The sequence below is a fragment of the Pedobacter sp. UYP24 genome (assembly GCF_054057295.1).
In genome coordinates, this window is the sequence record NZ_JBSRZD010000006.1 from 52,887 (window position 1) to 66,290 (window position 13,404).

General features: G+C 39.9%; 11 protein-coding genes. 2 read left to right on the forward strand and 9 right to left on the reverse strand.

What is annotated here, in order from left to right:
* Nucleotides 1–98: 98 nt before the first annotated feature.
* From ACVWYN_RS12120 to ACVWYN_RS12130, 3 genes are all read right to left on the reverse strand, one after another.
* Nucleotides 99–2,807, reverse strand: a complete 2,709-nt coding sequence (locus tag ACVWYN_RS12120; protein ID WP_457289130.1) for an outer membrane beta-barrel protein — start codon at nucleotides 2,805–2,807, stop codon at nucleotides 99–101.
* 336 nt (nucleotides 2,808–3,143) lie between these two features.
* Nucleotides 3,144–3,542 (reverse strand): DUF805 domain-containing protein, encoded by a 399-nt coding sequence (locus tag ACVWYN_RS12125; RefSeq protein ID WP_457289131.1) that lies wholly within the window; start codon nucleotides 3,540–3,542, stop codon nucleotides 3,144–3,146.
* 36 nt (nucleotides 3,543–3,578) lie between these two features.
* On the reverse strand, nucleotides 3,579–4,412 hold the full coding sequence (locus tag ACVWYN_RS12130) for a hypothetical protein (protein WP_457289132.1): 834 nt from the start codon (nucleotides 4,410–4,412) through the stop codon (nucleotides 3,579–3,581).
* Nucleotides 4,413–4,789: 377 nt separating this feature from the next.
* On the opposite strand from ACVWYN_RS12130, the gene ACVWYN_RS12135 reads away from it, so the two are divergent.
* Nucleotides 4,790–5,338 (forward strand): hypothetical protein, encoded by a 549-nt coding sequence (locus tag ACVWYN_RS12135; protein ID WP_457289133.1) that lies wholly within the window; start codon nucleotides 4,790–4,792, stop codon nucleotides 5,336–5,338.
* 153 nt (nucleotides 5,339–5,491) lie between these two features.
* Here ACVWYN_RS12135 and ACVWYN_RS12140 read toward each other — a convergent pair whose 3' ends face one another.
* On the reverse strand, nucleotides 5,492–6,352 hold the full coding sequence (locus ACVWYN_RS12140; protein ID WP_457289134.1) for a polyphosphate kinase 2 family protein: 861 nt from the start codon (nucleotides 6,350–6,352) through the stop codon (nucleotides 5,492–5,494).
* A 32-nt stretch (nucleotides 6,353–6,384) separates the two neighbouring features.
* Here ACVWYN_RS12140 and ACVWYN_RS12145 point away from each other — a divergent pair, with 32 nt between their 5' ends.
* Nucleotides 6,385–7,107 carry a hypothetical protein gene (locus ACVWYN_RS12145; protein WP_457289135.1) on the forward strand — a complete coding sequence of 241 codons (723 nt, stop codon included), beginning with the start codon at nucleotides 6,385–6,387 and terminating at the stop codon, nucleotides 7,105–7,107.
* A 35-nt stretch (nucleotides 7,108–7,142) separates the two neighbouring features.
* On the opposite strand, the gene ACVWYN_RS12150 is transcribed toward ACVWYN_RS12145, so the two are convergent.
* The 5 genes from ACVWYN_RS12150 to xth form a co-directional block, all read right to left on the reverse strand.
* Entirely contained in the window at nucleotides 7,143–7,976 is an 834-nt protein-coding gene (locus ACVWYN_RS12150) for a hypothetical protein (RefSeq protein WP_457289136.1), read from the reverse strand.
* Between the two features lie 435 nt (nucleotides 7,977–8,411).
* Entirely contained in the window at nucleotides 8,412–9,941 is a 1,530-nt protein-coding gene (locus ACVWYN_RS12155) for a TlpA family protein disulfide reductase (RefSeq protein WP_457289137.1), read from the reverse strand.
* Nucleotides 9,942–9,947: 6 nt separating this feature from the next.
* Nucleotides 9,948–10,706, reverse strand: coding sequence for a LytR/AlgR family response regulator transcription factor (locus ACVWYN_RS12160; protein ID WP_457289138.1), 759 nt, complete (start codon nucleotides 10,704–10,706; stop codon nucleotides 9,948–9,950).
* A complete protein-coding gene (locus ACVWYN_RS12165) occupies nucleotides 10,703–12,463 on the reverse strand; it encodes a sensor histidine kinase (RefSeq protein ID WP_457289139.1) in 1,761 nt (586 codons plus the stop codon). The genes ACVWYN_RS12160 and ACVWYN_RS12165 overlap by 4 nt, the downstream gene beginning before the upstream one ends.
* Before the next feature lie 61 nt (nucleotides 12,464–12,524).
* Nucleotides 12,525–13,313: an exodeoxyribonuclease III gene (gene xth / locus ACVWYN_RS12170; RefSeq protein ID WP_457289140.1), complete on the reverse strand. Its 789-nt coding sequence runs from the start codon at nucleotides 13,311–13,313 to the stop codon at nucleotides 12,525–12,527.
* Nucleotides 13,314–13,404 lie beyond the last annotated feature (91 nt).

Sequence of the window (13,404 nt, forward strand, 5' to 3'; positions counted from 1 at the left end):
ATGAATGATTAGAGTGGCTCTTGCAGTATACTTCGTACTTTCAAGCTACAAGTCAACTTATAGTGCGCCTTGTCGTTCCGATGATAAGGCATATTCTTTTAATGCTTTATGATGTTGAATTTATACTGATAGTTCAACATCACATAACGTTTCAGAATCTGTTGTTCATTGGTAATCTGAGCATTGAGGTTGCCATAACGACTAACGGATATATTTTGGTTCAGCAAATCATAAACAGACAACTTAATTTGTCCGCGATCTTTCTTCTGCGTAAGGACAGAAAGTGCGATATTCAGGATATGTGAGCTCTTTGGAAAACCCGGGGCAATTTGTGAGTTGAACCTAAAATAATAGTTCGGCTCTAATACAATTCTTTTGGGAAGTCTAAAAGTTCCGGTAGTCCCAAAATAATGCGTTAAGTTGACTATGTTCGTAAAATTCGGACTGTTGTAATCCACTTCACGACGGTTAAAACTATAGTAAGCGTTCACCATCACAATGGATTTGTAATTCACACTAAAATTGGGATTTAAGTTAAAGGATGCTGAATTTTGTCGTGCTTCAGCGCTATTCAGAAAAACATTATAATCCTGCAAATATCCGCCCACACCAATACCTAAACCAAGCTGCCAGTCCTTTATTTTCCTAAACTGCTTACTCACATAAAAGTTGGCACTTGCCTCACCACTCGCACCGCTATTCACTACAGTGGCCCTGGTAAAACCATTCGTATCAATTACTGAACGTTGTACAAAGCTTTTGTCATGAAAGGTTTTACTTATATTACCACCTATGCTTAGCATGCTGGGATTAATGTATTTATAAAAATTACCTCTTAAGTTTCTTGTCCTTATTGCCCTCAGTTCTGGATTACCTACAAAGGTATTCTGTGGAGAAGTTTGTCGCTCCAGCGGCTGCATTTGATATAAAGCGGGCAAATCTATCCACTCCATATACTGCAGAGAAAATCCATTGTAATCTACTGATAAAGAAGGAAGCCAAACCGCAAAACGCTGCCTCAAATCACTAACAGCTGCATTAAACTTGTTATTTACATCCTGAATTTCCAGATCTATGGCTACTCTAAGCCTAAGTTTACTGGTAATTTGATAATTCAACAAAGGTTTTATGTTCTGGAAAAAACCAGTCCGCTCAAAGTCATTACTTTGATTGCTTAGCAATTGGTCGTACGCATTAGTCCCGGTATTCTTATCGTAGGTAAACAGTGGTTCTGCCCAATAATAATACCTGCTGTTGGTAAAAAATTCTGCAGTAAGCTTTTTCGTAAGCGGCAGATTATAGATAATACTCAAGCCCGTCCACCTCGTTTTACTACCGGAATTGACGTACCGATCGAACAGCGAAGAAGGGATATCCGGAGAAAAAGAATTCAGCTTACTAAAATTATAGCTGTCGTTACCACCACCATTCCAGTTTAATATGTTATCAATTGTTATGGACCTGCCCTTCTTAAAGCGGTGGTAATAATTCAGATTATGAGAAAAATCGTCGCTGTATGACTTATTCCTTGTAGTCCCTTCGGTTTCACTTAATCTGGGCACTTGAGAATTTGACTGGTTTAATAAGCTCGACTGGCTATACCTGCCCGGAGAGAACAAAAGGTTAGGCCGATAGCGTACGGTGGTATTGGTATCAGGCTTCCATTCAATTAATCCTCCGATACTATGACTGGTGGAATTAGTGCGGGACTGACCCGTTCGCAGTGAAGTGATGACATTGTTAGTTAGCGACTGCTCAGTCAAATTTCTAGTCTCGTTGGTCTTTATCGTATTGCCATAAAAATAAGCCAGATTTAGCTTAAGCACTTTACCGTAATCATTGTTTAGATTTATTCCGCCAGATTTAACATTGGTCAAACCACCAGATTGATTCCCACCGAAATTCCCATTATCTAACTGGCCTGAACCGGACCTGTTGAGGCCGCCCATACTATACAACTCATCCTCACTAAAGCCTGTGCTATTGAGGTTATTTGCATTGCCCATTACACTAACTTGTAGGGTGTCTCTAAAATTGCTTACAATTCCACTAGCAGCATACCGGTCTCTGGTCCCTATCCCACCAGAAAACCTCCCTATGGTACTTTTCTTTACCGCACTCTTTAGTTTCAGGTTAATGACGTTCTGCAGGTCGATCTCATTAACTTTCTTATCCGGATCGTTTTCCCTATCCAGGTACACCTGAATCTTATCAATCAATTCTGCATCCAGATTTTTGAGGGCAATAGCCTGATTGGTTCCAAAGAATTCCTTTCCATCAATCAATATCCGACTGGTGCTGCGGCCATTTACCAATACATCTCCATTTTGATTTACCTGTACCCCGGGCAGCAAGCGCAATAGTTCCTCTACCGCAGCATTAGGGCGGGTTTTAAAAGCTTCGGCATTAAACTCTATGGTATCTTTTTTCACTGTAACTGGCGATCGCTCACCATTTATAACAATTTCATCCAAGCTTCTGCCATTGAGGCGAACAGTACCAAAATCCAGCAGACCTGGCTTTAAAGTAATTTCCTGACGGAAGGTATTGTAACCAACATAAGTGACAATGAGCTTTAACGATCTGGATGTAGGTAACCTGGAGAGCATAAAGGTACCATCATCTTTGGTCACGGTATAGGAAATTAAGGAGGTGTCTATAGCATTAACCACCGCCACCGTAGAGAAACCCAAAGGCTTTTTGCTGAGCGAATCAGTAATTACACCCTTGATGGAGGCCGAATTTTGAGCAAAAGTAACAGCGGATGTGGTGATGGAAAGCAATAGCAGGAGGAAAAAGTTCTTCATTAGAGCGTTGGAAATTTATCTGGTTATTAATTCGCCGTTAAATTAAAGCTTTTCCATATAAGTTCAACCACCCCAAATGTTAAATTTTTAGATATGTGTTAGCATCAAGATGCTTCTGCTATTCAGAAGTGCTTTGTCATTGCGATAGCGCTTTGTAATTGCGATAGCGCTTTGTCATTCAGAGCCGCTTTGTCATTCAGAGCGGCTTTGTCATTCAGAGCGAAGCGAAGAATCCAGATTCCTCGTATCCTCGGAATGACAATGGATCCTCGGAAGGACAATGGTATCCTCGGAAGGACAAAGCACTATTAGAACCACAAAGTACTCAATCATAAATTACTCCTTTGGCTTTATTATACCGTCCTCATCAACATCATCTATAGGTCCGAAGTCTGCCTTCTTTTCTTCAGGCAAGGATTCATCATAATACAAACCTTTAGGATTTGGACCATACTGGTTATTTCCTATAACTCCATCAGCAAAAAGCATCCAAAAACTGTAAAAAGGAATAAACTGCCACGAACCGCTTTTTCCTATATCATGACATCTTTTTGCACCTTGAGCCAAAATAAACCAGAATAATGGAAGCTCTAAAACTAAAAATAAAACTGGCGATGTTGCTAATGAAATCTTAGTGAAATGTACAGCAATATAAACACAAGCATATATGAGGCAGCTTAAGCCATATTCCAACCTGCAGATTCTACCTTCTGAATAAAAAGGATTTCTAAACATAAGGATGCGTTAATTTATTTGTAAACTACAACTGCGCTAATCTTCTTTCACATACCACTCATCATAAATGGCAACCTGCCCATTTGAATCTATAAGTGAGCCGAATGTATGGAGTTTATCGCTTTCAATTTTTAACTTGAACTTTACCTTCATGCTATTATAATCCTTATACGAGGCGAAATTAGTGAGCTCCTCATATTCTCCATTTTTTAACGTAAAAATTCCACCTGCGCAGGATACTACAATTTTTTGGTTACCTGCCTCAGGCATCACTTGTTCACGTATTACGACAACCATGCCCGGCGTAAAGAGCTTACGTACGGTCCTGGAGGTACTGTCCGCAGAGAACAAACTTCCATCTGGATTGGTCACTTTCTGAGACACCATTTTCCAGTTTCCTGTAAGCAGTTTGCTTTGTACGGGAACGTCCACTTTGATAAACCACTCATCATAGGTGTCTGCATCCCCATGAGCACCGCTGAGGGTGCCAACAGTATGTATTTTACCATTTTCCATAGTAAGCGTAAACTTCACCCTCATATCCTTATAATCTTTGTAGGATGCGAATTCAGTGAATTCCTGATAGTCGTTGCCTTTTAAAGAGTAATGACCGCCGGCACAGGAAACCACGATTTTTTGGTTATCATATTGAGGAACTTTACGCTCACTTATGTTAACAAACATGGTTGGTGTGTAAATTTTCACAGAATTTAGTGCGGCACTGTCTGATGTAGTGACCCCACCGTCAGAATTGATCACTTTTTGAGCTACCAGTTTCCAGGTTCCTTCAATATTAATATTTTGTGCGTTGCTATTTAAAGAAATAAATGCCATCATGGTGACAGCAAAAGCGATAAATTTAGATTTCATACTTATATTTAGTTTCTCTAATATAAGTATTTTAATGAAAGGAGGATGTGGCAACTTTTAGTCAGATTTACTGCGGTTGTACTACCAATGCTTTAAGAGCCACTTTGTCATTTACAACCTCTTTGTCATTCACAATCGCCTTGTCATTCAGAGCGCAGCGAAGAATCCAGATTCCTCGTATTCTCGGAATGACAAGGCGATTGTGAATGACAAAGTTACCCTCAGCGCTACCTTCTGAACAAAAAGGATTCTTAAACATACCGTTGCTTTAATTTATACTACCAGTGCTTTTGTGAAATCCACTTTAACAATCATTTTTACAAAGAATATTACTATGGCCAATAAAACAGTACATTGGTATAACGAATATACACATTATGAAAACACGCTCTTTAATTACGCTCATAAGCATTTTAGCTATCACGGCTTCAGCACAATCACCAAAAAAAGTTTTAAAGAAACTTGGCGGTGAACCAATTTGCTTTGTAGACAGCGTAAATGTAGACCATGAAGGTTTACAACAATACGATATCAAGGGTATAGCAAGTATAAATATTTTAGGTAAAAAGGAAGCCATAGCACTTGCAGGGGAGCCTGGAAAAGACGGCGTTATTTTTTTCGAAACAATACCTTTCGCGAGGAAGAGATTCGAGCGTTATTTTAAAAGCAAATCACCAGAATACGAAAAATTGATTACCAATTTGGCTGGAGATACCGCTTCAGTTCAATACATTTTAAACGACAAGGTGTTAACATCCAGTTACGAGGGCGATTTGGCAACAATCGACGATAAAGTATTTAAGGCAATAACCCTGCTAACCAAAGCGGACTTGAACAGTAAATATGGGATTACCAATAAAGAATATGGGGTGTTGATAAAGTCAGGTGTGCCAGATGACCTTTACCACGGAAAAAAGAAGTTCTAATCAGCGGTTGGAATAAATTACCTAGGAAAGGAGCATTTTAATTCAAAGTTTTTTGGGGGCAGGCATTATTATGAGTTTATGGATCAGGATTGAGCACTCTAATTGTCTATTTTATCAAATATTTAAGCGTGGAGTAGAGCTTCAAACCGAAATTTAAAGCATTCTCTTATATTCCTCCATGGCCAGGCTTTTTTTCTTGTCGGTAGTGGGGAACTTCAGCCCGAGACTATCAAGGCTCTGCTGCACAATATTTGCAATAACCAATCTGGCAAACCATTTGTTATCTGCCGGAACGATATACCACGGACAATCCTTTGTGCTCGTGGCAGCAATAGCTTGCTGATAGGCCTTTTGGTAGTCATCCCAACGCTCGCGTTCCTTTAAGTCTCCAGCAGCAAATTTCCAGTTTTTAGTCTCGTCGTTTATCCGATCCAAAAAGCGCTGCTTTTGCTCGTCTTTAGACAAGTGCAAAAATATCTTAACCACTTTCATACCGTTCCTGGAAATATGCTTTTCAAAATCGCGAATACTTTCATAACGGGTCTCCCAAAAAGAATTTTCCTCGCCGGTTTTAATTTCTGCATGCTCATTCATCAGGAATTCCGGATGCACTTTACTTACCAGGACGTTTTCATAATGAGAACGGTTGTGTATCCCAATCTTTCCACGGGCAGGAAGCGCCGCATAATGGCGCCATAGAAAATCATGAGCATACTCAGTTGATGTTGGTGCTTTAAAGCTGTGTACCTCACAGCCCTGAGGATTGACACCTGTAAACACATGCTCAATTGCACTGTCCTTACCCGCAGCATCCATAGCCTGGAAGATTACCAGCAATGCTTTACTGGAAGATGCATAGAGTTTCTGCTGACTAACATTAAGCTGCTGTTTCAGTTCTTCCAAATCGGCCAGCCCCTGCTCCTTCTCTAGTTTACCTTCGTACGTTGTTCCATAACTGGAAAGCTTAATTTTCTTTCCAGGTTTGGCCAGGAAATCTTCTATAGTTATTTTCATCGGCTAAAATATAAGCTACCAACAAAGGCCAGATGGAAAAAGTTTTACCGGGTTACCTTTCTCGAAAAAACGTATCAACAAACAACCAATTATACGCTAATCTTATGATTAAATCTCAAACTGCGATTCTTGTCGCTATTGTAGCCTTCACGCTGTCGTTTCAAAAAACAGATGCCCAATCTATTGACAGTGTAAAAGCCAAGGCTGAATACGGCTTCAAAAATGAAGAAGTCAAAATATTAGCTGAACTCGATCGTATCGATTACTATAAAGTGAGCTTCCAAAAGAAACAACTCAAAGGAAATCCGTACTTATTATTTACTACAAAAGAATACCTCAAAGGCAAAATTGTAAAAAGTGAGGAATTGATCCCTGCTGAAGTCGCAAAGCAATATTACAAGTTCAAAAACATCGACTCTAGTACAACTATATCGTTAACAACCAAGCCAAAAGGAGATAGTGTAACTTTCCTCTACGGCATTCTAAACCAAAGAATTCCAAGAACATACAAACGATTAGCAGATGATCGCTATAGTTTGCGCGACGGGTTGGTTACTAACGAGGCGTTTAAGAGCATTCCCGTAAATACTACGCTTCCAATATTTGCTTATTCATTGCCATATGAAGATCCTAAGCAACCTGGCTACCTTTTCTACTGCGCCATCACTGCCAATGGCGTGCCCCCTGAGAAATGGTGGGATACCTACAAGATCCCGCATTACATAATTGTTGAAATAAAAATCGTGACGGAATAAACAGGACGGCAATCATTATGCAAACTACAACTGCGCTAATCTTCTTTCACATACCACTCATCATAGATGGAGACCAGACCATTTGAATCTATAAGTGAGCCGAATGTATGGAGTTTATCGCTTTCAATCTTTAAATTGAACTTTGCCTTCATGCTATTATAATCCTTATACGAGGCAAAATTAATGAGCTCCTCATATTCTCCATTTTTTAACGTAAAACTTCCACCTGCGCAGGATACTACAATTTTTTGGTTACCTGCCTCAGGCATCACTTGTTCACGTATTACGACAACCATGCCCGGCGTGAAGAGCTTACGTACGGTCCTGGAGGTACTGTCCGCAGAGAACAAACTTCCATCTGGATTGGTCACTTTCTGAGACACCATTTTCCAGTTTCCTGTAAGCAGTTTGCTTTGTACGGGAACGTCAACTTTGATAAACCACTGATCATAGGTGGTCGCATTCCCATCAGCACCGCTGAGGGTGCCAACAGTATGCATTTTACCATTTTCTATAGTAAGCGTAAACTTAACCCTCATATCCTTATAATCTTTGTAGGATGCGAATTCAGTGAACTCCTGATAGTCGTTGCCTTTTAAAGAGTAATGACCGCCGGCACAGGAAATCACGATTTTTTGGTTATCATACTGGGGAATTTTACGTTCACTCACGTTAACATACATGGTTGGCGTGTAAATTATCACAGTATTTAGTGCAGCACTGTCTGATGTAGTTACCCCACCATCAGAATTGATCACTTTTTGAGCTACCAGTTTCCAGGTTCCTTCAATATTAATATTTTGTGCGTTGCTATTTAAAGAAATAAATGCCATCATGGTGACAGCAAAAGCGATAATTTTAAATTTCATTCTTACATTTAGTTTCTCTAATATAAGTATTTTAATGAAAAGAGGATGGGGCAACTTTTCGTCAGATTTACCCCGATTGTACTACCAGTTCTTTTGTGAAATCCAGCTTGACAAAATTATTTAAACTGTGTGGCGGAATAGTGAAAATGCAACTACTCCCATCAGCTTTAATAACTGGCAATCACATTCATTTTTACAAAGCATATTACTGTTAGCAAGAACATAGTATATTGGTACAACGAATATACACACTATAAAAACACGCTAGCAGCAGTTAATAAATATTTCATATCTAAAGAAAAATGAGTCGCAACAGGCGACTCATTGAGAGAATTAAAAGTAGGAAAAAAATCTCTTGTTTAATATTTTTAAGAGAAGAATTCGGATTCCTCGTAACCTCGGAATGACAAAAAGGCCGATTGACAAAAAGCCTTATTAATTAAGTCCTGTTGCTTTCTTTACACTTTCCCTATCCAGCATATCCATTCTGTTGATGGCATTGGTCTTCACTTTCCCATCTGCATCCAACACAACATAAGTAGGGAATCCGCCTTCGGCGTTAAAAGCCTTTTTTAGCTGACTAATGATCTTCTCATTGACAAAAATATGTGTGCCGGGAATTTGCAATTCTGCTACCTTATTTTTCCAGGTATCTATTGTAGAACCGCCACTGGTACACAAATAAACATATTCAATAGCTAAGTCCTTATTTTGCTCATGTAAAGTTTTACTGGAAGGCAAATCAGATAAACATGGCCCGCACCAAGTTGCCCAAAAGTCTATAATGATGGCTTTTTTAGCAAATGAAGATTTTAGCTTTACAATAAAGTCATCTACATTACTTACCGTGTCCAAATGATAAAGCTCAGCACCAAAAGGTAGTTTTACCATAGGTTTTGCAAATGCAGTGCTAGTTATGGTCTTAGCCAGGGATAACAGACTATCTGTCCTTTTTCGCATCTGTTGCATGCTGGCCAACTCAACTGTTGCAATGTTTTTGCACCATGCTGTGGTGAGACTATTGATGATGACAGGGTAAGATGTTGCATACTGGTCTCTATACATCTCCAGGAAATGTAGCTTTAGGATATCAGATTTTTTTGCAGCATACAACTTGTCTGATGCATTCAAATAATCCAACAGGCTTTTAGAATTCTTATTCGTTGCTGAGCGTAAGGTGTAGGAATTTAGGTATCTGTAAAATAATGAGCCATCATTACTTGTAAAGTAGGGCTGATGATTACTGATCTCCGTAAAAAGTTTAGCAGGCATCTCCTGACCGGAGTAAAGGAGACATAACTCACCATAAAAATCAGATCGCATCTCATTGTTAACTGCCCATTTATAGTTCGGATATTCCTTGCAGAATTGCTCATCTTGTAGGATAAGTTCTTTTAGGATAGAGTCGGTCTTGACAGTCAAAACACCACCAGAATATTGCTTCTTGTCTGCTCTCAGTTTTCTCAACTTGTCAAACAAATCCTCTTTTTCTTTTTTCTGGAACAACACCCTCTTGTTCATCACCGTATTGAGCTGGCCATCAATACCGGAATAAGTTACGCCATCGCCAATCATGTAAGCCCCACCATTAGGAACTTGCTTTGTGTCTATGGTTACTGTTAGTCCCTCGTTTACATAGATGCTTGCATAGAGGTAGTCGCCAGCGCTTAACCAAATTTGCTGATAGGGTAAGTTTTGCTCCAAAGTAATTACAGCGCGACCATTGGCATCAGTTTCCGCATATTTCTTAACCTGAAAACCAATACCAAGCTGTACAAGGCTATAACTTATGGTTATTTTTTTGCCAGGGTCTGGAAGGTTTTGAAGCTGAACAACGAGCTTTGCAGGCTGGCGACTCATCAGGTAGGCGTCCATTTTTTTATCTTCCATGGTTAATGAAGATTTAGTTTGCGCGTTCAGTTGGCTGCAAGAAATTAGCAGCAAGAGTATTAATAGCTTTTTCATATGTATTTATTTTTTAATGGTGTGCAATGCTTTCAATACACTTTCCTTCTTGCCCCTGGAAATAGGGAACCGTGTATCATCATTTAGGAGGAGGTATCCCCCATCTTCTTTGACTAGACTCTTAATAAATTTTATATTGATTAAGTGAGACTGATGGCAGCGGATGAATTCATAATCCTGAAGCAATTCTTCATATTCGAATATGGGTTTAGAGACCAGGATGCTTTTCCCATCTGTAAGAAAAAACTGCGTGTAAGCATTTGATGATTCGCAACGGATAATTTCATCGGTGTGCACAAAGCGAATTTCTTTAGTAGAGGCCAATGCCAATTTATGGTCCTTTTTAGCATCCTTGTCTCTAATGAGATCCATTAGGTTTTCGAGCTGGTAATTTTGCTTCTTTTGTTTAAGTTTTACTTCTACTTTAGCTATCGCGGTCTTTAACTCCTCTGGATTGATGGGTTTTAATAAGTAATCTATGGCAGAAAATTTTACGGCTTGTATACCATATTGATCGTAAGCGGTAACAAAAATCACCTCAAATTGGTAATGTGGCAATGCTTTAAGCAGATCAAAGCCATTCCTATCCGGCATTTGAATGTCCAGAAACAACAAATCTGGCTGAGTGGCTGCAATGGTATTCAAGCCATCTTCTACATTAGTAGCTTTACCCACAATGTCAACCGGTAAACCTTGCTTTTTAAGCAAGCCCACAATATTATCAATGTTGTTTTTCTCGTCGTCTATTATTACTGCCCTGATCATATCAACCAATCTTTAAAATGAACTGTTACTTGTGTTTTTTCTGCTACCCGGCTTACAGAGAATTGAATTTGCTGTTCGTTTAACGTTTGGTTCAATAACTTGATCCTTTCTTTGGTCAATTGCAACCCAAACCCATCAGAGTGGATCTGCTCATCAAAGCCCTTACCATTGTCCGTTACGTGTACCGCCATATCGTTACCCGCCTGTTCAAATAACACGCTAAGCATACCCTTTTCCTGAAGTGAAGAGATCCCATGCTTTACTGCATTTTCAACCAGTGGTTGTAAAAACAGGCTCGGTATTTCAATTGCATGTGTATCAATCTTGATGTCTGCACTGATGTGGTAATTAAATCCGAAACGTAACTTTTCCAGTTTTAAATAGTTCTCCAGTATTTTAGTTTCACTGGCGATGCTCACAAATTCATTGTTGCTGGCTTTTAGTGAATCCCTCATGAGGCTACTAAACTCAATCAGATATTTGGAGGCGTTTTCTGAATCATTTTTTGTAATCAGGCCTTGAATAGAACTGAGCGCATTGAATACAAAATGAGGGTTAAATTGGGAGCGGATGGACTTAAGCTCAGTCTGCACCATTTGTTTCAAGGTGCTTTGAGCTTTAAGCCTGGCCGCCTGCTTTCTGGACCTCCATAAAAGGACTACAAAACCAACGGCCAGCAAACCAAGAATGCTTAGCCCTATCTTAGCCCAAAGTGTTTGGTACCAGGCCGCTTTTATGGTAAATACATATTTGCATACATTCAATCTTTGTACGCTATAGCGGATTTGAAGCTCGTATTTGCCAGGCGCTAAATTTTTAAGCCAAACTAAATTCAAATCAAAGTCGTTAACTGCCCATTGGGTGCTGTCCCTGCCATGCATTAATCGGTATTCAATAATCCGCTTGGAGATTACAATATCATCCAGATAGAAGATCAGGTTATTCTCCTCGTGACTAAAGTTCCTTTTAAGTTTCAATAATGTGGAATCTGTGCTCCAGTCTGTAGCAGTCTCGCCAACTGAACTCCTTCGCCATTGTTTTTTAAAAACGGCCAAAAAATCAGGTAGTTGAGCAAAGGTAAATACGCCTACTACTTTAGGTTTCCATTTTAGCCAATAGGCCGTCATAGAGGTATTTAGGCTATCAGGAAAGTTAGTGTCCCTAACCTCAAAGGTGAGGGCCGTACCGTATGCCCCTTTAAAAAGCCCCAGGTATGCAGTAACATCATCAATTTTAGTAGAATCTGCAATTTTGGTCATCAAATATGCCTTGGCAAATATTTTTGGATGGGTCCAAGGCAATACCACTTTCTTATTGTTTTCCAGTACCCGAAATTGATATTGATTTGCGTTCTCTGCATTGATTCCATTTACTGTGATAATAATCCCTGCAGAATCCAAAATCGGTATGGCGTAGGCGCCAGAATAGCTATTTAAAGGCATTGATATGGCTTCATTTGGCTTGGGCATGCGAAGAAGCTTGAGTTCTGGTATTTTTGCCAATACATGTTCAGGGGTAACTGCCAGCCAGTTGGAGAAGAAAGCCGTCATGGTATGGCTTTTTTGCTTAAACAGGTTGCCCGATTTGGTATGAAAGGTGAAGGAAAAATACTTCCTGATGGAATCACCGTGACTATCATTGACTATCACAGGGTGGATATGATCCAGGTCCATCTCCAACTTCTGTGCTACACAGGTGTGGAAGATAAAGAAAAGTAACAGCGTGATCGTGCTTCGCATATAGTAAGTTGGAATCATTTACATCAAAGTAAAGCCTTTCCAGCTTAGCTAGTATACGGAGATTTGAATTTGGCAGGTACTAGTTTGAATTGGTAACTTCTTGAAGCATTATCCAAACTGGCGCATGATCACTGGAATGCTCCCATCCCCGCACGTCCTTATCTACCTGAGCATCTTTTAACAAGGGCAGCATCCTGTCGTTCAACAAGAAATGGTCTAACCTTAAGCCTGCATCACGACCATAGGCATTACGCATGTAATCCCAAAAGGTATACACCTGCGCTTTAGGATAAAGCTCCCGGAAAGCATCCGTCCAGCCTTGCTTTAATAAAGCGCGCCACAGCTTCCTGGCTTCTGGTCGGAATAGGGCATTTTCAATATACTTTTCTGGTTTATAGGTATCGAGTTCGGTGGAAATAATGTTATAATCTCCAATCAGTGCGACAGGCATTCCGAATTCATTTAATCGCTTTGCGTGTTTGGTTAACCTTTTAATCCAGTTTAGTTTATAATCGAACTTCGGACTAGGGTATGGATTGCCGTTTGGAAGGTAAATGCAACCGATTACTACACCATTGATGAAGGCTTCTAGGTAGCGACTGTGAAGATCTTCCGGATCGCCATCAAGATTGCGCCGTGTTTCTTTAATCTCTCCATATCGGGAAAGAATAGCTACACCATTCCAACTTTTTTGACCCTGCCAAATGGAATGGTAGCCTGCTTTAAGTAAAGCAAGTTGAGGGAAGTCTTTGTCCTGAGCTTTTAGTTCCTGTAAGCAAACCACATCGGGCTTAGCCTCAGCAAGCCAGCGCAGCAAGTTTTCCAGGCGGGCATTGATTCCATTGATGTTGTAACTGGCGATCTTCATCCTTGACAACAGTTTGAGGGGATTTATTGTTTAAGGTCTTTTATATGAGTTGGATACAGCGTTGTGCTATTTCTGGGTCTTTTCGGCCTTT